General features: G+C 30.6%; 18 protein-coding genes. 4 read left to right on the forward strand and 14 right to left on the reverse strand.

Features of this window, described 5'->3' with window-relative positions; translation table 11 throughout:
* Positions 1 to 344: 344 nt before the first annotated feature.
* From sufD to HW119_RS05070, 7 genes are all read right to left on the reverse strand, one after another.
* Entirely contained in the window at positions 345 to 1658 is a 1314-nt protein-coding gene (sufD, locus tag HW119_RS05040; RefSeq protein WP_177761765.1) for a Fe-S cluster assembly protein SufD, read from the reverse strand.
* An 81-nt stretch (positions 1659 to 1739) separates the two neighbouring features.
* On the reverse strand, positions 1740 to 2477 hold the full coding sequence (gene sufC, locus HW119_RS05045) for a Fe-S cluster assembly ATPase SufC (protein WP_177761768.1): 738 nt from the start codon (positions 2475 to 2477) through the stop codon (positions 1740 to 1742).
* Positions 2478 to 2589: 112 nt separating this feature from the next.
* Entirely contained in the window at positions 2590 to 4038 is a 1449-nt protein-coding gene (gene sufB, locus HW119_RS05050; protein ID WP_177761770.1) for a Fe-S cluster assembly protein SufB, read from the reverse strand.
* A gap of 53 nt (positions 4039 to 4091) precedes the next feature.
* Complete coding sequence (locus HW119_RS05055) at positions 4092 to 4421, reverse strand: HesB/IscA family protein (protein WP_177761772.1); 330 nt, start codon at positions 4419 to 4421, stop codon at positions 4092 to 4094.
* Between the two features lie 165 nt (positions 4422 to 4586).
* Positions 4587 to 7211: a TonB-dependent receptor gene (locus HW119_RS05060; RefSeq protein WP_177761774.1), complete on the reverse strand. Its 2625-nt coding sequence runs from the start codon at positions 7209 to 7211 to the stop codon at positions 4587 to 4589.
* 305 nt (positions 7212 to 7516) lie between these two features.
* Positions 7517 to 9415: a M1 family metallopeptidase gene (locus HW119_RS05065; RefSeq protein ID WP_177761776.1), complete on the reverse strand. Its 1899-nt coding sequence runs from the start codon at positions 9413 to 9415 to the stop codon at positions 7517 to 7519.
* An 87-nt stretch (positions 9416 to 9502) separates the two neighbouring features.
* Entirely contained in the window at positions 9503 to 11128 is a 1626-nt protein-coding gene (locus HW119_RS05070) for a S8 family serine peptidase (protein ID WP_177761778.1), read from the reverse strand.
* A gap of 211 nt (positions 11129 to 11339) precedes the next feature.
* On the opposite strand from HW119_RS05070, the gene rnpA reads away from it, so the two are divergent.
* Positions 11340 to 11714 carry a ribonuclease P protein component gene (gene rnpA / locus HW119_RS05075; RefSeq protein WP_177761780.1) on the forward strand — a complete coding sequence of 125 codons (375 nt, stop codon included), beginning with the start codon at positions 11340 to 11342 and terminating at the stop codon, positions 11712 to 11714.
* A 203-nt stretch (positions 11715 to 11917) separates the two neighbouring features.
* A complete protein-coding gene (locus HW119_RS05080) occupies positions 11918 to 13885 on the forward strand; it encodes a KUP/HAK/KT family potassium transporter (protein WP_177761782.1) in 1968 nt (655 codons plus the stop codon).
* Positions 13886 to 13911: 26 nt separating this feature from the next.
* Here HW119_RS05080 and HW119_RS05085 read toward each other — a convergent pair whose 3' ends face one another.
* From HW119_RS05085 to HW119_RS05100, 4 genes are all read right to left on the reverse strand, one after another.
* Complete coding sequence (locus HW119_RS05085; RefSeq protein WP_177761785.1) at positions 13912 to 14352, reverse strand: GNAT family N-acetyltransferase; 441 nt, start codon at positions 14350 to 14352, stop codon at positions 13912 to 13914.
* Complete coding sequence (locus tag HW119_RS05090; protein WP_177761787.1) at positions 14342 to 15334, reverse strand: DUF4837 family protein; 993 nt, start codon at positions 15332 to 15334, stop codon at positions 14342 to 14344. The genes HW119_RS05085 and HW119_RS05090 overlap by 11 nt, the downstream gene beginning before the upstream one ends.
* Positions 15335 to 15353: 19 nt before the next feature.
* Positions 15354 to 16706: a lytic transglycosylase domain-containing protein gene (locus HW119_RS05095; protein ID WP_177761790.1), complete on the reverse strand. Its 1353-nt coding sequence runs from the start codon at positions 16704 to 16706 to the stop codon at positions 15354 to 15356.
* Between the two features lie 84 nt (positions 16707 to 16790).
* Positions 16791 to 17981, reverse strand: a complete 1191-nt coding sequence (locus HW119_RS05100; RefSeq protein ID WP_177761792.1) for a phosphoglycerate kinase — start codon at positions 17979 to 17981, stop codon at positions 16791 to 16793.
* A gap of 415 nt (positions 17982 to 18396) precedes the next feature.
* On the opposite strand from HW119_RS05100, the gene HW119_RS05105 reads away from it, so the two are divergent.
* Complete coding sequence (locus HW119_RS05105) at positions 18397 to 18603, forward strand: hypothetical protein (protein ID WP_177761794.1); 207 nt, start codon at positions 18397 to 18399, stop codon at positions 18601 to 18603.
* Here HW119_RS05105 and HW119_RS05110 read toward each other — a convergent pair.
* Positions 18600 to 19250 (reverse strand): NAD(P)-dependent oxidoreductase, encoded by a 651-nt coding sequence (locus HW119_RS05110; protein ID WP_177761796.1) that lies wholly within the window; start codon positions 19248 to 19250, stop codon positions 18600 to 18602. The genes HW119_RS05105 and HW119_RS05110 overlap by 4 nt on opposite strands.
* Before the next feature lie 158 nt (positions 19251 to 19408).
* On the opposite strand from HW119_RS05110, the gene HW119_RS05115 reads away from it, so the two are divergent.
* Positions 19409 to 20557: an ATP-binding protein gene (locus HW119_RS05115; protein ID WP_177761798.1), complete on the forward strand. Its 1149-nt coding sequence runs from the start codon at positions 19409 to 19411 to the stop codon at positions 20555 to 20557.
* 33 nt (positions 20558 to 20590) lie between these two features.
* Here HW119_RS05115 and HW119_RS05120 read toward each other — a convergent pair whose 3' ends face one another.
* On the reverse strand, positions 20591 to 22864 hold the full coding sequence (locus tag HW119_RS05120; RefSeq protein WP_410503987.1) for a helix-turn-helix domain-containing protein: 2274 nt from the start codon (positions 22862 to 22864) through the stop codon (positions 20591 to 20593).
* A 73-nt stretch (positions 22865 to 22937) separates the two neighbouring features.
* Entirely contained in the window at positions 22938 to 23549 is a 612-nt protein-coding gene (locus HW119_RS05125) for an OmpH family outer membrane protein (protein ID WP_177761802.1), read from the reverse strand.
* Positions 23550 to 23692: the final 143 nt, after the last annotated feature.

Genomic DNA, 23692 nt, shown 5'->3' on the forward strand with positions numbered 1-23692 from the left:
ATAAAACAATTGTATCGTAAAAAAATTTATCAATGAGAAAACAAGAAAGGATTCTGATTTTATTTCAATAATAAAAGGAGGTAAAATAAAAATGAAGCATGTACATTTTTTATAAAAATGACAATCAAAAAAAGCGGTAAAAAATGTATATATATATTAAGGAGTAAAAAAAACGAGCTTTTACTGTCGTAAAAACTCGTTAATCTCTTTATTCATCGTGCTTTTGAGCGTTTTAAAAAGTGTAAATACACAAAATGTAAATAAACTGTTTTTAAGCTAAATAGTTGTCAAAAAAAATTAAAATAAAGCATTTTTAAATTTTAAAAAGGACAACTGTTTAAAAACTAAATATCAAATCCAATATGAACTCCTAATTTCAAGGAGATTAATTTTTGTAATTTAAGTTTCAAATCTGGTATTTTTACAGAAGAAATTACCTCATCCGTAAAGGCATACATCAACAATGCACGAGCTTCTTTTTTAGGAATTCCACGTTGTTGCATATAAAACATTGCTGATTCATCTAATTGCCCGATTGTACAACCGTGCGAACATTTTACATCATCAGCAAAAATTTCTAACTGCGGTTTAGTGTTCAAAGTAGCTTTATCTGTCAACAAAATGTTGTTATTTTGTTGAAAAGCATCTGTTTTTTGAGCAATTTTATCTACGTAAATCTTCCCATTAAAGACACCTGTTGCGCGATCATCAAAAATTCCTTTATAATTTTGATGCGACTCACAATTTGGTTGTTCGTGATTCACTAAAGTATAGTGATCAACGTGCTGTTTTTCGCCAATAATGGTGATTCCTTTTAAAGTAGAATCAATTCTTTCGCCTTGTTGATAGAAATTAAGGTTATTTCTGGTAATATTTCCGCCAAAAGAGAAGGTATGAACCGAAACTCTGCTTTCTTGCTTCTGAGAAATGAATGTATTATCTACTAAATTAGCTGTTAATTTATCGTTTTGAAGCTTGTAATAATCAACAATTGCACGTTTTTGACTAAAAATTTCAGTTACCGAATTGGTAAACATCGGTGCATCTGTTAAACTTTGGTGACGTTCTAGAATTTGAACATGCGAATTTTCGCCAATAATAATCAAATTTCTAGGTTGAATAAAATTAGCAACATCACCTGTTGTGAAATATAAAATCTCAATAGGCTTAGCTACAACCGTTGATTTAGGGATGTTTATAAAAGCTCCTTCAGCAGCATAAGCCGTATTTAGGTTGGTTAAACTATCCGTTTTATCAGCAATTTTATTGAAATACGTATCAATAATCATCTTGTATTTTGGCTTTGTTAATGCCGATGACATCAAACAAACATCCAAACCATCATGCGTTGTTGATGATAAATGTGAAGAAAATACACCGTTTATAAATACCAATTTATAGGTATCTACATTGTTTAAGAAATATTGCTTCACGTCTTTCCATTCAACAGGAATTTCGTTACTTGTTAATACAGCAAAATCGTTGTTTAAAACAGCATTTAACGACGTATATTTCCAAGCTTCTTCCTTTTTGGTAGGAAAACCTTTATTTTCAAACACCTTTAAAGCTGCATTACGAACATCATGTAAATCTGTGTTTACATCTATTTTTTGTTCGAAAGCTAGAAAAGATGATAATAATTTTTCTTTTAAATCCATTTTTTTATTGTTTAATGTTTAAAGTTTTAATAGTTTAAAGTTGAATCCTTAAACTTTAAACTTTAAACTTTTTAAACTCAATTATTTAAGCCAATCGTATCCTTTTTCTTCTAATTCAAGAGCTAACTCTTTTCCTCCTGTTTTAACGATTTTACCATCGTGTAAAACGTGAACAAAATCTGGAACGATATAATCTAGCAAACGTTGGTAGTGCGTGATTACAATAACTGCGTTATTTTCACTTTTAAGCTTGTTTACGCCATTTGCAACAATGCGCAAAGCATCGATGTCCAAACCTGAATCTGTTTCGTCTAAAATGGCAATTTTTGGATCTAACATCGCCATTTGGAAAATCTCGTTACGTTTTTTCTCACCACCCGAAAAACCTTCGTTTAATGAACGTGATAAAAATTTACGATCAATTTCTAATAATTCTGATTTTTCTTTGATCAACTTCAACATTTCGTTTGCTGGCATGTCTTCTAAGCCTTTAGCTTTACGAGATTCGTTGATTGCTGTTTTCATGAAGTTTGTTACAGAAACACCAGGGATTTCAACTGGATATTGGAACGATAAGAAAACACCTTTGTGTGCTCTTTCTTCTGGAGCTAAATCACCTAAATCTTCACCATCTAAAATGATTTCACCTTCAGTAACTTCAAAATTCTCATTACCTGCAATTACAGCAGATAAAGTAGATTTACCAGCACCATTTGGTCCCATGATTGCGTGAACTTCTCCAGCTTTAACTTCAAGATTAATTCCTTTTAATATTTCTTTGTCCTCAACAGAGGCGTGTAAGTTTTTAATTGTTAACATTTGTACAAGATTTGAGATTTGAGATTTAAGATGTTAGATTTCTGAAATCTTAAAATCAATATTTATAATGTATATTTTATTTTAATTTCTCAATACTAATAGCTAAAAGCCATTAACCAACTGACCCTTCTAATGAAATTTCTAATAATTTCTTAGCTTCTACAGCGAATTCCATTGGTAATTTATCTAAAACCTCTCTTGAGAATCCGTTTACGATTAATGCAATTGCCGTTTCTGTTGGGATTCCGCGTTGGTTACAGTAGAAAATTTGATCTTCACCAATTTTACTTGTCGTTGCTTCGTGTTCTAATTTCGCCGTTGAATTTTGAGATTCGATATACGGGAATGTATGTGCGCCACATTCGTTCCCCATTAATAAAGAATCACATTGTGAGAAGTTACGCGCATTTTCAGCACGAGGACCAATCTTCACTAAACCACGGTACGAGTTTTGAGATTTACCAGCCGAAATTCCTTTTGAAATGATTGTTGATTTGGTATTCTTACCAAGGTGAATCATTTTAGTTCCTGTATCTGCTTGTTGGAAATTATTCGTTACAGCGATTGAATAAAATTCTCCAACCGAATTATCACCTTTTAAAATACATGATGGATATTTCCAAGTGACAGCCGAACCTGTTTCAACCTGTGTCCAAGAAATTTTAGCGTTTTTCTCCGCCAATGCACGTTTAGTTACAAAGTTGAAAACACCACCTTTTCCGTTCTTATCTCCAGGAAACCAGTTTTGAACTGTTGAATATTTAATCTCTGCATCGTTCATTGCGATTAATTCAACTACCGCAGCGTGTAATTGATTTTCATCACGAGATGGAGCCGTACATCCTTCAAGATAAGAAACGTAAGAACCTTCGTCAGCGATTAATAACGTACGTTCAAACTGACCGGTTCCTGCTTGGTTGATACGGAAATACGTTGACAATTCCATTGGACAACGAACACCTTTTGGAATATAACAGAAAGATCCATCAGAGAAAACAGCAGAATTTAATGCAGCGTAGAAATTATCGGTTGTTGGAACAACAGTTCCTAAATATTTTTTCACTAATTCTGGATGCTCTTTAATCGCCTCAGAAATCGAACAAAAAATAATACCTTTTTCGTTCAATGTTTCTTTAAACGTTGTAGCAACAGAAACAGAATCCACTACGATATCCATCGCAATATTATTCATACGTTTTTGTTCCTCTAAAGAGATTCCTAATTTTTTATACATCTCTAATAACTCAGGATCTACATCGTCTAAAGTTTTATTAGGATCAACATCTTTTGGTGCAGAATAGTAAGAAATAGCTTGAAAATCTGGTTTTTCATAAGTTACGTTTGCCCATTCTGGCTCAACCATTTCTTTCCAAATTCTAAACGCATCTAAGCGCCATTCAGTCATCCATTCCGGCTCATCTTTCTTTTTAGAAATAGCTCGAACAATATCTTCATTTAGACCTATAGGAAAAGTTTCGGAATTTAATTCTGTATAAAATCCGTATTCATATTCCTTAGTTTCTAATTCTTTTTTTAATTCTTCTTCGGTATACTTACTCATAAGTTATATATTTCAAAACGAAAAAATTCGAATTGTTACATTATCATAAATTATTAAAGCGAAAAACTCTCACCACATCCGCAAGTTCTAGCAGCATTCGGATTGTTAAACACAAAACCTTTACCATTTAAACCTCCCGAATATTCAAGTGTTGTTCCAATTAAATATAAAAAGCTTTTTTTGTCCACAGCGATTTTAATTCCTGAGTCTTCAAAAACTTTATCGTCTTCTGTTATAGCTTTATCGAATTTTAATTCGTACTCTAAACCTGAACATCCACCGCTTTTCACACCTACTCTAACGAAATCGTTAACTGGATCGAAACCATCATCTTCCATTAGAAGAGAAACTCTTTTTGCTGCAGATTCTGATACTTTTATCATGATTATTTGGTTTTAAACTTTATCATTTGCAAAGATACCATAAAATATGATTTTTATCATATTTACTAACATTTTTATAACTTATTGAATCATAAAGAAATTCTATAAAGAAAAAGCCATCTCAGTTTTGAGATGGCTTTTAAAATATATTTGAATTCTAAGCGTTTAGAATGTAAACTTAGCAGAAACACTCCAAGTACGACCCCAACCCATTAAACCTTGATTGGTTGTATCAATTCCTTTGAAAGTTTTACTATTTTCAGTTCTTTGAGTAGCCGTAGATAATTGAGAAATATATTTCGTATCTAACAAGTTATTTACGTTTACACGGAAACTTAATCTGTTTTTTGTATTTAAATCTAATGCGTATGAAACTCCAGCATCGAACAATTGATAAGATGGTAATTGTAAATTATCTAATTGTTGACGAGATGAATATAAATCATCATAATAACGATAATCTACATCTACAGCTAAATTAGGAATGATTTTATATTTGAAACCTAAACCAAAAACAGTTTGAGCTGCATCTCCAACTTTAGCACCATCTAAATTAGTAGATTTTTCTTCTAAAACAACACGAGCTTCATTACGAACTAATGTATTTGCAGAGTTTCTGTATTTCCAATCTCCAACAGAAGCAAAACCTCTAACTTCTAAATTATATAACGGACGCGCAACAAAGTCTAATTCTATACCTTTATGATCTTGTTTTGTTCCGTAGTTTGATGTATAAATATATTCACCAACGTTTAAAATTGCAGGATCAGCATCTGGATTGTATTTTTCTACATCTGTAGCAGTAGCCATTTTAGATGAACCAGTTACACGGTTTTCCCAAGTCGTTTTATATGCATTAACATTAATATCAATGAATTCCGAAACAAATTTGTATCCTAACTCTAGACCAACGATATCTTCATTTTCTGCATATTGATTCACATCGTTTTTGTAGTTCATGAAAATGTTGTTTTGGTAAGGTTGACGAGAATAAATTCCTGCATTACCAAAAATAAAATGTTGTTGATTGATGTTATAAGAAACTCCTCCTTTTACATTATACCCGAAATTAGAAACTTTTTCTGATTTATCGTTACCAGGTGTGTATTGATAAGTATCTGTTCTTTCGTTTGATTGTTGTGATGCTGAACCTTGGAAGAATGCTGAGAATTTATCTGTTGCATATTCTAACTGTCCGAAAACACCACCATAACGAATGGTTTGGTCGTAAATCCATCCATAAACTTGATCCGGATTTTTAGCAAAATTGGTATAAGCTTTCCAAGGATTCGTAGAGAATGTATCTGAAATTTTAATTTCTCCTAGGTTTACATTGTATCTATCAACAACATAATCAGCACCTAATAAATTTGTTACTTGACGTTGGTGAGAACCTTTATAAGTTCTTAAATCAAATCCAACATTCATTGTTAAGTTTTTAGCTAATTCACGGTTGTAACTAGAAACGATTCCAAACCATTTGTGGTTGTTTACATCTGCACCTAACCAGTTTTTAGCAGCACCGCTTTCGATAGCTTCATTAGTTTGTACAACTTTATTATAATCTAATAAACCTGAAGTTGAATCCATATCTACAGCATATCTATTACTTTGTCCTCCACCACGAGCAATAGAAGCATAAATTACAGTAGATAAACTTGATTTTTCATCTATTTTCCAATCCCAGTTTAAATTTGCTACAGGTTTGTGGTAATAGTTTTTACGTCCATTAAAATCTTCACCATTCAAAGTACCTTGATTTGCATTAAACTTACGTCCGTAAGTTACATAGTTAGATAAAGCAGTACTTGTCCCTTGATTATGCCATTGTGGCGCACCAGTTATTAAGAAGTTGAAATTGTGTTTTTCATTTGGTTTGTAACCAACAGAGAAGAAATAATTCTGACCTTCACCAGCAGTTTGGTTTGTGTAACCATCACCTTGCCACTGTGTAAACATTGCAGAAACTCCCCATCCACTTTTCAATAAACCTGTGTTGTAACCTACAGTTGTTTTGAAATAATTATCGTTTCCGTAAGCAGCTTTAAGAAAACCACCTTCTTTCATTTCAGTAGCTTTAGTAATAAAATTTATTGTCCCACCAACAGAAGAGATTGCTAATTTAGACGAACCTAATCCACGTTGAATTTGAATTGCATTAGCAATATCAGCCATTCCTGACCAGTTTGACCAGTAAACACTACCGTTATCCATTCCGTTGATTGGCTGACCGTTTAATAAGAACGCTGTATTTGATTGATCAAATCCACGAGTTGTCATTGAAGATTCTCCAAAACCACGTGCCTGAGAAGTCACATAAACCGATGGAGTGTTCACTAAAGTCGATGTAATATCTTGAGCACCTACTTTTTCTTCAATTTGTTGTTTGGTAATTGTAGAAGATGCAATTGGCGTTCTTCTTCCTTCTGCAACATCAATTACACCACGAGCCATAACAACAATTCCGTCTAAAGATTGTTCGTCTTGATTGATGTATATTGTACCTAAATTAATTTCATTTGCACCGTTCAAATTAAAGTTAACTGTTTTAGAAACGTAACCTAAAAAAGAAACTTGCACTTGTCCTTGATTGAATTCAGTTGTTAAAGTAAAGACACCGTCACTTTCTGAATAAGTTCCGTTTGTAGTACTCTTAATAAGGATTTCTGCACCTTCTATCGCTGTTTTAGTACTTGAGTCATAAATAACTCCGTTAATTTTATTTTGAGCATAAGTCAATGAACTCGTAAATAAAACACCTAAAACGAATAACCTTTGAAATCTTTTCATTTCTGTTGATTTAATTGTGTTTGTTTGAAAATTATTAAAATTCGAGACAAAATTATAAGAATAATCAAAAATAACCCACTCAAAAACAACACTTTACAAAAAAATAACATTCAGAAAGAAATCGTATTTTATTAACAAATAACAAACACTTTATTTAAAAATATTAGAAAAATATGTAGTTAATATTTTTTAAAACTAAAAAAATAGAACAACGATAATTGCCAAATAAATTTCTTAAGGTTCGTTTAACTTTAAAGATCAATTGATAATCGTCTAATTAAAAAAATTTAAAATAAAAAAAGTGGCTAATTAGCCACTTTCTGATACAAATTATTTTTTTTGTTAATATCTGCCATATAATTTGATGGATCAATAACGATAGAAATAATTGAAGATTTTTCTTTATTTAAATCAAAAGTATATGTTGGATAAGCCCAATCCCAACCTTTTAAAATGGTTCTTGGAATTTCTCCAAAAGGATTCTCTTTATTCCAACGCATTAATGTATTCGGAATATAAAATGTTTCTTGAGTTCCGTCTGCATAAACAACTAATATATCAAGTGGCATTGGCATCATTCCAATGCGTTCTAAAGTAACTTTTGTCTTATTACCATCTGTAACAACATCTTTGATTCCATAGTCGATTGTATTTATGGTTTGTGTCCAATCTACTAAATACCAATCTAGGTTTGCACCTGTTACACGTTCTGCGGTACGCTTAAAATCATTTGGTGTTGGATGTGAAAAACGATAATCGTAATAAAAACGTTTTAATGTTTTCATGGTATTTTCAAAACCAATAATATAAGATAATTGCGTAATAAAAACAGCACCTTTGCTATAAGCAGAAACGCCATAATTCATATTATCATTAAAACGATCAGCATGAGTTGAAAGCGGTTGTTCGCCATTTTTACTAATCATATAATAATAATTTTTATACATCGAATCAAAAGGATTTTCATCTTCTTGATTTTCTTTTTCCATAATAGAATTAACAGCAAAATCAGCAATAAATGAAGTGAAACCTTCATCCATCCAACCGTGTTTCGATTCATTAGTCGCTAACATATGTTGAAACCACATATGTGCTAATTCATGTGCTGTAACACCAATTAAACTTGGTAAGCTTCTGTTTCCGGTGATTAAAGTACACATGGCATATTCCATTCCACCATCTCCACCTTGAATAACCGAATATTGTTTGTATGGATATTCTCCAATAGTTGAGTTGAAAAACTCAAGTAATTCAACTGTTTTTGGTTGTAAAGCTTTCCAGTTGGCAATAATATCTTTGTTGTTTTTATATAAAAAATGTAATTCGACATTATTTGGTCCCATCACTTTATCATGGATAAAATCAGGATCAGCACCCCAAGCAAAATCGTGTACATTTGGAGCAACAAAATGCCAAGTTAACGTTTTTTGTTTTTTAGGAATTTTCACCTCAACGCCCTCAGCTTGATATCCGTGACCGATTTCGTTCGGATTTTGTAAATAACCTGTTCCACCAACTGTGTAGGTTTTATCTAAAGTTAACTTTACATCGAAATTACCCCAAACGCCGTGAAATTCTCTTCCAATGTATGGATCGGCATGCCAACCTTCGAAATCGAATTCGGCCATTTTAGGATACCATTGCGTCATTGATAAGGCAACACCTTCGTCTGAATTTCTTCCTGCTCTACGAACCATTACCGGAACTTGCCCATCGAAATTCATAGTCAACATGGTAGATTTATCAGGTAATAAAGGTTTAGCTAAATCAACTTCTAAAATAGTTCCAACAACAGTAGAATTAAGAGCAACACCATCTTGTTTTAAATTGGTAACTTTTAAAAAGCCAATTTCATTCGATTTAAGCTTAGATATTTTACTTTCCTTTATTAAGTTACCATCTGCACCTTTAAAGCTCTTAATCATACGTTTGTCAGGGTCAGCAATAGATGTTAATCGTGCATCCATTTCGCTACCTGGCTGAAACGCATTGAAATACAAATGATAATACACGCGTTTTAACGTATCTGCTGAGTTGTTTGTGTATTTCAATTCTTGAGTACCTGAATATTGAAATTTTTCAACATTCATTTTTACATCCATTTTATAATCGACATGTTGTTGCCAATAACCTGGATTAGGATTGTTATGCTGCGCACTTGCAACAAAACCAATACTTAAGAATAAGAATAATAGTTTTTTCATGATTTTTAATTTAAAAAAATCCACTTACTACTCAAAGAAAAATTAAGCAATAAGTGGATTAAAAAGTTTTAAAATATATTTTTAAAATTATTTTCCTCTTGAAACTTTATCTGCTAAAATCAAGGCATTGTAAGCGTTAACAAACTTTCCAGAAGTTGAAATTTTTTCGAATTCACGTTTGTCATCTTTATTACCAGAAACAATCACCTCTTGATTTACAGTAACTCCAGAATCCATAATAATTTGCTTAACTTGATTAGCTGTTAAGTTTGGATAATATGAACGAATCAAAGCAGCAACACCAGCAACGTTTGGAGAAGCCATTGAAGTACCTTGTAAATATTCGTATTTTCCGTAAGGAGTTGTTGCATAAATTTTTACTCCAGGAGCAAATACATCCACATCTTTTTTACCGAAGTTAGAGAAATTAGCAATCATTCCTTCGCCGAAAGTAGGATTTAAAGCACCAACAACTAAGAAGTTATCAGCAAATTCTTTAGAAGCATTTAAATTTCTATCGTTTGGATAACGATCAACATCTCCAGTTAAAGGATTTAAATCTAAAGCATCATTTCCAGCTGCTACGACAATCAACACATCTTTAGAAGCTGCATATTTGATTGCATCTTGAACCCATTTATTATTTTGTGAGAAATATTTACCAAAACTACCATTGATAACTTTTGCACCATTATCCGCAGCATAACGAATAGCTAAAGCAATATCTTTATCATATTCATCTCCGTTAGGAACAGCTCTTAAAGACATGATTTCAGTTACTTCAGAAGCTACACCGTCTCCACCTAAACCATTATTTCTAGATTGAGCAATGATTCCTGCTACGTGCGTACCATGTTTTGCATGATCGCGATCCCCCATCACATCATTATCGCCATAATTTACATCATTTATATCATATGGATTATCACCAACAACAGCTCTACCATCGAAGTTAACGTTTAAGTTAGCATCCATTTGACCTTTGTAATAATCTTTCATATCATCAATAAAAGTTAATGTTCTGCCTGATGCAAAAATATTACCCATTAACTTTTTAGCTTTTGTAACATCTTCTGGAGCTGTTTCTACAATAGTTTCTAAATCTTCTTTTGTATAAACATCTTTTCCTAAATGTTTAACCAAAATAGCATTTGATGCTTCTAAAAGCTCAATACGTTCTTTTAAAGGTTCTAACTCAGCGATTTTTAAATCCAATTCGCCTTTAGCACGTTTGTATTTCATTGAACCGTCATCACCTTTCTTAACGATACGAGTCATTTCAAGGTTTTCATCGTTAGATTTTCCTAAGAAATTCCAACCGTGAATATCATCTTTGTAAATATTATTTTTATTCTTTTTCTTTTTAGCTTTAGAAGTATTTTTATTATAAATCTGAGGTTTTAAATCTTCATGGTCAATTTCAATTCCTGAATCAATAACAGCAACAATTACTTTATTACCTACTTTATCTTTGATGATTTCTGCATAAGCACGATCAACAGACATTCCAGGGATTGTATCATTGATGATGTCTAAATGACTCCAACGTTTTAAATCTTCTTCAGATAATTTAGATTTTCTTGTTGGTAAATGATCTGCATTTTCAATGGGTTTTAATGTACTTAAATTAGGAAGTTTGCTTTTTTGAGTACTACAACTTGCTAATGCCAATGCTAATGCAGCTGATAAGTAAATGGATTTGTTAATGTTCATGATACTAATTATTTATTTTCTATTGGTCAATCATTCTTAAAAATTGTTACACTAAAAAACTAGTTTAACATTGATTAACATAATTTATGAAGATTATTTTGCGGTAAAATTAGCAAAATTTACTATAAAAGAAAAGTATCAAAATATAAACTCATGTTAACAAACGATATTGAACCTAGTATTTTGTAAATTTGCATTTTTAAATAATAACATGAACGCAACATATCCCAAAACAGAAAAATTAAAAAAACAGAAACACATTGATTTACTTTTTAGTGAAGGAAAATCAGTTTCTAAATATCCATTACGACTGGTTTATGTTGCATTAAATGAAAATGAAGTACCTATAGAATTTGGAGTTTCAGTGTCTAAACGTTATTTTAAAAGGGCTGTTAATCGCAATTACTTCAAACGCGTTTTACGCGAAACTTATCGTTTGAACAAAGAATTACTTCATTCGAATTTGAAACAACCTTACGCAATGATGTTTTTTTATCAAACCAAGGAACGTTTGAGTTATGCCGAAATTGATGCGAAAACGAAACTTTTATTTGAAAAATTCATAGAATCAATAAATAAAGATTGATTTTTATTTGTTAATTTAATAAAATTAAAATCAAAAAAATCACAAGTTCTTTTTTAATTAGATAAAGTTTTTAGGATAAATGAGGCTTTTAAACCAAATTATATTTTCGAAATATTATTTAATTACCTTTGCTCGATATTTTTATCTATTTTCAGTAAAATTTTAGGTAATTTTTAACGGAGTATTATTTTAAATGATTTGATTTGAAACCTCAAAATTCAGGGCATTTTAACAAAATTACTTTTGGTTCACTTTTAGTGACCTTAGGAATTATTTACGGTGATATTGGTACATCGCCATTATATGTAATGAAAGCCATTTTTGGCTCAACTGCAATTCAAAAAGATATTGTTCTTGGAGCAGTATCTGCTGTTTTTTGGACACTAACCATTCAAACCACAATTAAATACGTTTTTTTAACACTTAGAGCCGATAATAACGGAGAAGGTGGTATTTTCTCACTTTATACTTTAGTGAAAAAAATAAAGAAAAAATGGTTAATAATCCCAGCAATTATTGGCGGAAGTGCCATGATTGCAGATGGTGTAATTACTCCGCCAATTTCAATATCATCAGCAATTGAAGGTATTCAAATCTATCAACCAGATATTAAAACCATCCCGATAGTAATTTTTATTATTATCTTATTGTTTTTCTTTCAGAGCTACGGAACAAAAACTATTGGTAAGTTTTTTGGTCCGATTATGCTTATTTGGTTTTCGATGTTAGGAATTTTAGGTGCTTACCAAAGTATTACTAATTTTGAAATTCTTCAGGCAATCAATCCTATCTATGCCATTCAACTTTTAAAAGCACATCCTGATGGTTTTTATGTTCTTGGTTTTGTCTTTTTATGTACGACTGGTGCAGAAGCTTTATATAGCGACCTTGGACATTGCGGAATTAAAAACATCCGTTTAAGCTGGATTTTTGTTAAGCTAATGCTTGTTTTAAACTATTTTGGTCAAGGTGCATATTTACTAACACGTGAAAACGAAATGCTTACGCAAATCATAAACGGTAAATCAATCACCGAGAATCCATTTTTCTTAATCATGCCAGATTGGTTTTTACCAATTGGAATTTGTATAGCTACTTTATCTGCTGTAATTGCAGCACAAGCATTAATAACAGGTTCATTTACCATGATTAACGAAGCCATGAGATTAAACTTTTGGCCAAGAGTTTTGGTTAAATATCCATCTATTATCAAAGGACAGTTATATATACCATCTATTAACTGGTTACTTTGTATTGGATGTATCTTAATTGTTTTACATTTCGAAGAATCTAGCAATATGGAAGCTGGTTATGGTTTAGCTATTGTCATGTGTATGATATCTACCACCATTTTATTTACTTTTTATATGATTTTTAAAAGATATAATAAGTTTATAATCATTTCATTTTTTGTCTTTTACTTAGGATTTGAGCTTTGCTTTTTTATTGCAAACATCAATAAATTTTCACACGGTGGATATGTTTCTTTAATCGTTGCAGGACTACTGATTATTGTTATGAGCGTTTGGTATTTAGGTAAGAAAATCAGAAAAAATTATACCGAATTTGTTAAGCTTAATGATTATGAAAAAGTAATTTGTGATTTAAGTAAAGATGAAACGATTGCAAAATATGCAACCAATTTAATTTACTTAACAAACGCACAAAACAAAGATGAAGTTGAATCAAAAATCATTTATTCAATTCTACATAAACGACCTAAACGTGCAGATAATTATTGGATGATTCACGTAAATGTTTTGGACGAACCTTATGGAATGGAATATCAGACCAAGAAAATTTCGGATAAAATTATGCGTGTTGATTTTTACTTAGGATTTCGTGTAGCTCCAAAAATTAGTGTTTTATTTAAAAAAGTATTAGATGATTTAACGTGTTCAGGCGAAATTAATCCGATGAGTACTTATGAATCATTAAAGAAAAACGATATTATGGGTGATTTTAAATATGTAATTATCGAAAAAGTAATTACTTATGATAACGATTTGCCTTGGTATGAATCTATAATTTTAGATGCTTATGCTTTGATTCGAAAAAACAGTTTGTCCGAAGAAAAAGCTTTTGGTTTAGATAACAGTTCGGTTAAAATAGAATATTATCCGATGATTTTACATCCAAAACCAGTAATCAACTTAAAAAGAAGACCATAAAAAAATCCAGCACTAAGCTGGATTTTTTATTTGATTTGCATTTCTACATGCGGAATATCGTCTTCTAAATACATTTCAGATGTGGTTACAAAACCATGTGCTGCATAAAATTTTTGTAAATGTTCTTGTGCAGAAATAGTAATTTCTTCTGTTTTAAAATTTTCATGTATTGCTTGTATTGCTGCATTGACTAAAACATGTCCAAGTTTTAAATTACGCTTTGTGGGCGAAACTACTACACGACCAATCGAAGCTGTTGGGTATTTGATTCCTTTATCAAAAATGCGTGCATAAGCTGCTAAATCATCATTTTCAAATAACATTATGTGCAGAGCTTTGTCATCATAACCATCTAAATCCTGATAGATGCAATTTTGCTCCACTATAAAGACTTCATTTCTTAAAGTTAAGGATTTATATAACTCAATAACAGAAAGCTCTTTAAATCGCTTTATTTCAATTTTCATTATCGTAAAAATTTACTGTTTTAATAATTCCTTCCATTTCAAACAATAAATCGCGTTTGGGTTTGTATGGATAATTTACAAAAGCTTGAAATATTAAATATCTATTGTAATAAGAATCTCGCAAAGCTATATTCAAAAAAGGACCATTCATAAAATCATTTTCCATTTCCCAAGTTCCAGAAAATTCATATCCAGAAAACTCTTGAATTTTAATGGGTCTGAAAGCTGGAAAAAAACCAGTTTCTGTAATCAAAAACGAATTTGGATTGGAACCTTGAATATAAATTTTCGAAATAGAATCTTGTACTTTAATCAGATTACTTTCAATGTCATCAACAGAATTTTCAATAGTTGAAATTGCAACTTCGTAAATAACTAAATTAGAATTCCCGGTTGGCAAATCTTTCTGATACCATAAAAAATTATCATGTTCTAGAACCAATTGAAATGTGTTTGGAATTTTAATCGTACACGCAAAGATATCTTTGACAACTTCTGTATTCGTAAGTTCTTTACGTATTAAAGCATGTTGCTCTTCATTCAATTCTGATTTTTTAAAGACTGAAATAATGGAATCGGCATGTTTACTAAAATTTTGAATCAATTCCTTACTTGAATTCGCTCGAATAAAAAACAAATTTTGAGGAGTTGCCCATAAACTTTTTTCAAGGATAAAAGAATATTCATCTTTACTTGAAAACATCACAATGTTTCGAGAAGTTTTGGCTTTAGCAGAAAAAATATCGGGACTGTATTGATCTAAATCAAAAATAGGTTCATCTTTATCCAAACCAAAATGTCTTTTTGCTAATTTTTTTCGAATACTATCACCTACTTCTCCGTTCCATAAATCGTCTTCTATAACAATGGTAATATGATTTCTTGATCCAAAAGATGGATTTAATTTTCCGGTTGTAATTTCATTTTTCTTGGTACAAGAAACAATACAAACAACGATAAAAATTAAATGTAAATATTTCAATTGAAATTTTGTTTTAGAATTAGATTTTTAATTTCATTCCTGGTTTTAAACTACTTGCATTTTTGATATTATTTTTCTTCATCAACTGTGCAACGGTTACATTTCCATATTTTTTAGCAATAGAACTTAAGGTATCCCCTTTTTTAACTACATGTGTTTTAGCTAAACCTACGGCTTTTGATTTTGTTTGAGTTGCTGCAATTGCAGTACTTTTTTCAGAAACAATATCATCAACAATATTTTTTTCTAATTTGTAATTTTTTTGATAATCTAAATATGCATAAATCTTTTTTTCGTTTGATGTAAAACGTGAAATTTTATCAATAGGCAAACGTAATGAATGTCTTTCTTGATCGTAATTTGGAATATAATCTAACTTATATTTTGGATTTAACAACTTAATTTCATCAATCGAAATATCTAACAATTCTGAAATTTCGTCAAAAGCAATAGCTTGTTTCAGATGAATTGTGTCCGTTTTGATAAAAGGTAAAGTTGCTTTCTTAGGAACGATTCCATGGACTTTGTGATATTCATAAATGTACAAAGTTGCCAAAAAAGCAGGAACATAACCTTGTGTTTCTTTTGGTAAATATTCGCGAATTTCCCAATAATTTGTTTTGCCACCTGATCTACGAATAGCTTTTGAAACGGTTCCAGGACCTGAATTATAAGATGCTAAAACCATTTCCCAATTTCCAAAAACATCATATAAATCAGCTAAATATTTTGAAGCTGCATCGGTTGATTTTAATGGATCTGAACGTTCGTCAACATACGAATTTACTTCTAATCCGTATTGTTTTCCGGTTGGATACATAAACTGCCAAAGACCAGTTGCACCAACTCTCGATTTTGCTTTAGGATTCAAAGCTGACTCAACAATTGCTAAATATTTAATTTCAATAGGTACATTTCTTTTAGCTAATTGTTCTTCGAACATTGGGAAATAGTACTCAGAAACTGCCATCAAACGTTCAAAAGATTTTGATCTGTTTTTTAAGAAGTTTTTGATTACTTTCTCTAGCGTTGGACTGTACTTAATATCAAAAGGATATTTTTTGTCAAGTTGAGCTAAACGGGTTTTTAAAACATCTGTTGATAAATCGTAAGCAACTTCTTGATCTAAATAAACGCTATTAATATCTGATTCCATGTTTTCAAACATTTCATCGTTTAATAATTCGTTTATCCATTTTTTGTCGATGTTTGCACCAGCTTTGTGATTCACAAATGTTTTTTTAATCGAATCTAAGTAAGCTTGTGGGGTTTGAATTTCTTTTGGAATAACTTTAATTTCAACTTCCGTTTCTTGAGCAAAAGCAGTTAAAGAAAAAACTCCAAAAAGAAAAGTGGTAAGGGTCTGTTTCATAATACAAAAGGCTTATCAACTTTTCAGTTTTTAATTAATTATAAAAAGGCATCTCTCAAAACGTATTGAGAGATGCCTTTTTGGTTATTTTAAAACAGCTGCAATTCCAGGAAGTGTTTTTCCTTCTAGCATTTCAAGCATGGCTCCACCACCAGTAGAAACGTAGCTCATTTTTGGTTCTAAACCAAATTGCTTCACTGCAGCAACCGAATCGCCTCCACCAACTAATGAAAAAGTACCATTAGCTGTAGCTTCAGCAATAAAATTTCCTAATGAAATGGTTCCTTGAGAAAATTTTTCTAATTCAAAAACACCTAATGGACCGTTCCATAAAATAATTTTTGATTCAGCAATTACAGGCTTTAAGCTTTCTAATGTTTTTGGACCAACATCTAAACCTTGCCATCCTTCAGGAATTTCGTTTACATTAACAATTTGAGTATTTGCATCGTCTGAAAAACGGTCTGCAATAATCACATCAATTGGTAAATGAATTTGAACATTTTTAGCTTTTGCTTTTTTCATAATTTCTAAAGCCAAATCTAATTTATCATCCTCAACTATTGAATTACCAATTTTACCACCTAAAGCTTTAATAAACGTAAATGTCATTCCTCCACCAATAATCATATGATCGATTTTATCTAAGATGTTTTCGATAATTGTGATTTTTGAAGAAACTTTAGAACCTCCTAAAACTGCGGTTACAGGTTTTTCTGAACTGTTTAAAACTTTATCTATACTTTCGATTTCTTTAGCTAACAAGAAACCAAAACATTTATTTTCTGGAAAAAATTGTGCTACAATTGTGGTAGAAGCATGCGCTCTATGTGCAGTTCCAAAAGCATCGTTTACATAAACATCGCCAAGGTTTGCTAATTGTTTAGCGTAATTTTCATCGCCTTTTTCTTCTTCAGGATAAAAACGAAGATTTTCAAGTAAAATAACATCACCTGATTTAGCATTTGCAACAACTGTTTCTACATCAGTTCCAACAGAATCAGAAACAAAAGTTACTTTTTTACCTAAAACTTCCTCAACTTTTGAAACGATATGTTTTAAAGAAAATTTATCTTCTGGACCATTTTTAGGTCTTCCTAAATGTGACATTAAGATAGCGATTCCACCATCGTTGGTAATTTTCTCAATCGTAAGTTTAGCAGCTACAATTCGGTTATCGTCTGTTACATTAAAATCTGCATCTAAAGGCACATTAAAATCTACACGTACAATGGCTTTTTTGTCTTTAAAATTAAAATCTGAAATTGTTTTCATTATTAAATTAAATGATGTTGAGTTGTTTATAATTCACAAATATAAAAAAATAATAAACTTCAATTTTTTTTATCTTATTTTTACAAGTGTTAATTAATTCTTAAAATATTAATAATGAAGTTACTAAAATAAAAATCTCAACTAAAAAAGTTGAGATTTTATAAATACTACGATTATGAATAATTATTTTATCTTATTTATTATCTATCAAATCAGTTTATTTGCGCTAATTATTACACTGCTTTTGGACATTGCGAGAATTAGTACTTTTCTGTTTCATGAAAAAGAAAAAAAATATTTAAACAAAAAATTAATGATTGAACCATTTATTGGAAAAAAGTTTTTTTCAGTAAAAAATATTTTGGCAACTTGTTTCATATTACCTACAATGGTTTTGCTTTATGTTTTTAAATCAATGAAAAACATCTTTGTTTATTATATTTTGTTTATTTTCTTAACATTAATATTTATTGGAATTGCATTCTTAAATAAAAAAGTACAAATTGATAATCTAAATCGAAAAAAAGCTAAACAAGTTTTAATTCTAGAAATTTTAGTTTTGATTTTACTTTTTATTCTAATTTTAAATCCTCTAATCGATATTGAATCAATGATAAATTAATAAGCAGCTGTAAATCTTTGTTTTATGAAATGCGGATATTCTAATTCATCAACAATTGCAACAGCAACATCTTCAACTGATAAAATACTTCGACCTTCTTCGTTAAAAACAGGCTCATTTAAATTGGTACGATAACTTCCTTTACGAACACCAGAAGTACCCGGATGCATTTCTAAAGCAGGAGAAAAATAAGTCCAATCTAAAACGGTATTATCTTTTATGATGTTATAATAATCTCTAGCTGCAGAAGCACCTGGCTTTATTTCTGAAGGAAAATCTGCACCATCAACAAATTGATTTCCATCTTTATCGAATAAACTTCCTGCGCCGCCTACAACAATAAAACGCTTTGTTCCTGCTAAAATAACTGCTTTTTCAATTGCATTTGAACCATTTAAAAAATCATCATACAAATTCGGATTACTCCAACCAGCATTAAATGCACTAATAACAGCGTCAGCAGCATTAATTGCATTTACAAATTTATCTGTTTTTGTAATATCGATTGATTCATATTCCACGTGTTTAACGTGAGGAAGTTTACTAACATCTCGCGCAACCGCTTTTACAGAATGTCCACGATCTACTAATTCTTGTAAAATTTTTGAGCCAACAAAACCTGAAGCTCCAACTAAAACTACTCTCATATTTTTGTTTTTTTGAATTAATTTAAAAAATAAACGAACTTTCAAAATGTTCATTTCTATAAAATTAAGCATTTTTTTTGTAATATATTTTTAATTTTTCCTATCAATTTCAACAAGAATTTCTAGGAAAAATGATGTCTTTTTTGTATATTTGAAGTATGAAGTTTTCTAATATAATTGGTCAAAATAACATCAAAAAGCACTTAACTCAAAGTGCAAATTCAGGCCGAATTCCACATGCTCAACTTTTTATCGGACCAGAAGGTACTGGAGTTTTACCCATGGCAATTGCCTATGCGCAATACGTTATTTGTAAAAATGCTGGTGAAGAAAATTCGGGTGGAAATGCAGCTTGTAATTTAAAATTCGAAAATTTTCAACATCCAGATATTCACTATGTTTTTCCGGTTGCAACCAACGAATCTGTTGGAAGTAAACCAGTCAGTGATAATTTCATGGACCAATGGTTTGATTTTTTAAAAACTGATATCTACGGAAATATAAACGACTGGTACGAACATCTTGATATCAAAAATAAACAAGGAAATATCAGTGTTCATGAAGCATCGAACATCTTAAAAAAACTTTCTTTAAAATCGTTTGAAGGCGGTTATAAAGTGATGATTATTTGGATGGCAGAAAAAATGAACACTGAAGCATCTAACAGATTATTAAAATTACTTGAAGAACCCACTGATAAAACGGTTTTTATTTTAATTGCCGAAGATGAAAAAGCGATTTTACAAACCATTTTATCTCGATGTCAAGTTTTACATTTTAATAAATTAGCTGCAAATGATATTCAAGAAGCTTTAATTAAAAATGAAAATTGTGATGTTTCTGAAGCAGCAATTATTGCAAATAGTGCGCAAGGAAATTATAACAAAGCTTTAAAAATATTAAATCATACCGAAAATGATTTACCGTTTGAACAATGGTTTATCACTTGGGTTAGAGCAGCTTTTAGGGCAAATAAAAATGCAAAAGTGATTTCTGATTTGATTAATTGGAGCGAAGAAATTTCTGCAATTGGACGAGAAAAGCAGAAAAAATTCTTGGAATATTGTATGGAAATGTTTCGTCAAGCTTTGTTAATCAACTACAAAGTAAACGAATTGGTTTACATAAAACCGGAAGATGCATCGTTTAAATTAGAAAATTTTGCTCCGTTTGTAAACGATAAAAACATTCTAGATATTTTCGATGAACTTTCTGATGCCATGTATCACGTGGAACGTAACGGAAATCCGAAAATTATTTTTACCGATTTATCTATCAAACTTACTCGTTTGATTCACAGAAAATAAATAAACCGATTTCAGATTGAAATCGGTTTATTGTTAAATATCTAAAGTAGCTTTAAACAAGCGAAGTTCTTCCCAAGAAATGGTATCTCCAACTTCGGCTTTTATTTCAGTTAACGATTTATCTCCGTAATCTTTGAACGCTTTTTCTAAATCTTTGATTCTGTTTTTTGGAATAATTTCTGAAATTTTTATTTTCTTTTGAGAAATTAATTTAGCTAAATGTCCGTAAATGGTTTGCGGTGTAAGCTTTCTAAAATCGGCTATTTCTTGAATCGTTTTCTTTTTCAACCACAATTCAAAAGTAATATCTGTTGTTGCTTTTTTCTCTGATTTCTGAATTACTTTTTTCTCGTAATAACCATCTTCTGCAACATCATCATCTTCAAAATTTAAACTCGTTTTAGAAATAATATTCTGAATCGTAACCAAAAGATTGATACGATATTCGGCTAAAGAATTCAATTGCAAGGTTGTTCTTGTAATCAGTTGACCTTCTGAAAATGCAATCATAATGCGATTCATTTTCTTTAATTTCAAAACTAACTGAATTTGAATAGTTTCTAATTCTAAAAGTTCTTCATAAAATCCACGCATATTTTTTGTACGCTTGATTTTTTCTAAAGTAAACAAAGTTTCGAACGCCAATTGGTCTAACTTCGGAAAAAAATATTCATAAGCTTTTTCAAAACGTTCATTTAAGTACGTCATATTTGGCGTATTTGAAGAATATATCGAATGAATTTGTTTTATGAAATTCTCAGCGTGTTGAAAAATAATTTTAATTCGGTCTAATTGCTGATTTGCCCATGAAAAATACTGATATTTTTTACTTTTAGTAGATTCAATTTCAAAGCTTTTAACTAAACGCACCCATTCCATCATACAATCAAACCAAGAAAAAGTTTCTAATAAATTAATTTTGATAAAATTTAACGTTTCGTAAGATAAATCTTGAGCTAAACTATCAACATTTTTTTTATTCTTAGAATAATTAATTACATCTTCGTCCGACGAAACACCATTCAAATCTATCTCAGAAAGCAAAATAAGCCCATTTAAGCTACGTAAACGAGAAAGAGCTACATAAGCTTGCCCAGATATAAAAACGTTCGATACATCAAGCACAGCTTTATCAAAAGTTAAACCTTGCGATTTATGAACCGTTATCGCCCAAGCCAACTTAATTGGATATTGAGTAAAGGTTCCTAAAACTTCTTCTTCTACTTGTTTTGAATCTGGATTGACTTTGTACTTAATATTCTGCCATTCGTATTTATCAACTTCAATGGTTTTCTTATCTTCAGGAAAATAAATCAATATTTCTTGAACTGACAAAGAGGATATAATTCCCATCTTTCCGTTGTAGAATTTTTTTTCGAAGGATATATCGTTCTTCGTAAAGATGATTTGCGCTCCAACTTTTAAACACAATTCATATTCCATCGGAAAAATTTTTTCAGGAAAATCTCCAACAATTTCTGGTAGATAAATATATTCTTGTTCTTTTAAATTTTCAAGAGCTTCGTTATTAATTTTATCTGCTTTTGCATTATGCGTTGTTAAGGTAATATAACCTTTTTCTTTTTTGGTATCGAATTTAGGATTTACATATTGATTTAAAACAGCAACATCTGCTTTTGAAATTTTATTATTTCGAAGATTGTTCAAAATAGAAATAAACACATCATCAGATTGACGGTAAATTTTACTTAATTCAACATACAACGGCGGATGATGTTCTAAACATTTGGCATTGAAAAAGTAAATTCCGTTGTAATAATTTTTTAAAAAATACCATTCTTCATTTTTCACAACTGGCGGAAGCTGTAATAAATCACCAATAAATAAAACTTGAACGCCTCCAAAAACCATATCATTTTTTCGAATCGAACGAAGCATTAAATCCATCGCATCTAAAACATCGGCACGCAACATACTTACTTCATCAACAATCAAAAGTTCCATATTTTTTATGACTGCCATTTTATCGTTGTTCATTTTAAAATGTCGTAACAAAGTCACGTAATTTTCAAAACGGAAATATTCTGAATCTGAATTTATAAAATCGTACGTTGGAAGAAAAGTTGCAAACGGAAGTTGAAACAACGAATGAATAGTTACACCGCCGGCGTTCAAAGCTGCAATTCCGGTAGGTGCAACAACCACTGTATTTTTATGCGTTGAATTAACAATTTCTTTAAGCAAAGTTGTTTTACCAGTACCTGCTTTTCCTGTCAAAAAAATAGACCGATTGGTTTGGTTGATAAACTTTAGTGTTAATTCGGCTTCACGTGAAACTTCCATGATTTATTTTTTTACGAAAATACTAAGAATAAAAAAGCCACCCAAAAAGAGTGGCTTATATAATTTAAAAAGAATATTATTTTTTAGTTTCTTTTTTTACTTCTGGAGTTTCTGTAGAAGTTGACTTATTTTCATAAGCTTCGTTCATTAATTTTAAAACTTCTTCAGTAATATCAGAACCTTCTTTAGCATATAAAACGGTTGAAGCATCTCCAGTTCCAAGAACATAATCATATCCTTTTTCAGCTCCGTAAGTTTTAATAAATTTTTTCATTTTAGAAACTAAACTGTCACGTTCAACAGCAGATTCTTCTTGAAACTTTTTCATATAGTTTTGTTCTTTCTGAGCTAAAGTTTGTTGACGTTTTCCTAACTCAGCTTCGCGTTGTTGCGCCCATTCCATTCCTTTTGATTGTGCATTTTTTTGTAAATCCATCACATCATTTTGGAATTTTTTCATATCGCCTTCTAATTCACTTTGCATCTTTTCAGACATAGCTTTGAACTTAGATTCAAAATCAACAGATTCTTTATATTCTTTCATCAATTTTTCAGTATCGATATAAACAATATTTTCATTACCTGATTTTGATTCTTTAGTTTCTGATGAAGTTGCAGTCTTTTCAGATTTGTCATTACAAGAAATCATGGCAGCAGCTAATGCAACAAATAAAAATATTTTTTTCATTTTTAAAGCTTAATTATTTTTTTGTAAAAGTATAACTATTTTTTGAATACTACGAATTTTTTAAAATTTCAGCACTATAAAGAAATCTTATTCGGAAATTAGAAAAATAAAAAAACGTCTATTAAAAACGACCTTCATATTTT

The sequence above is a fragment of the Flavobacterium sp. I3-2 genome, from assembly GCF_013389595.1.
GTDB lineage: Bacteria > Bacteroidota > Bacteroidia > Flavobacteriales > Flavobacteriaceae > Flavobacterium.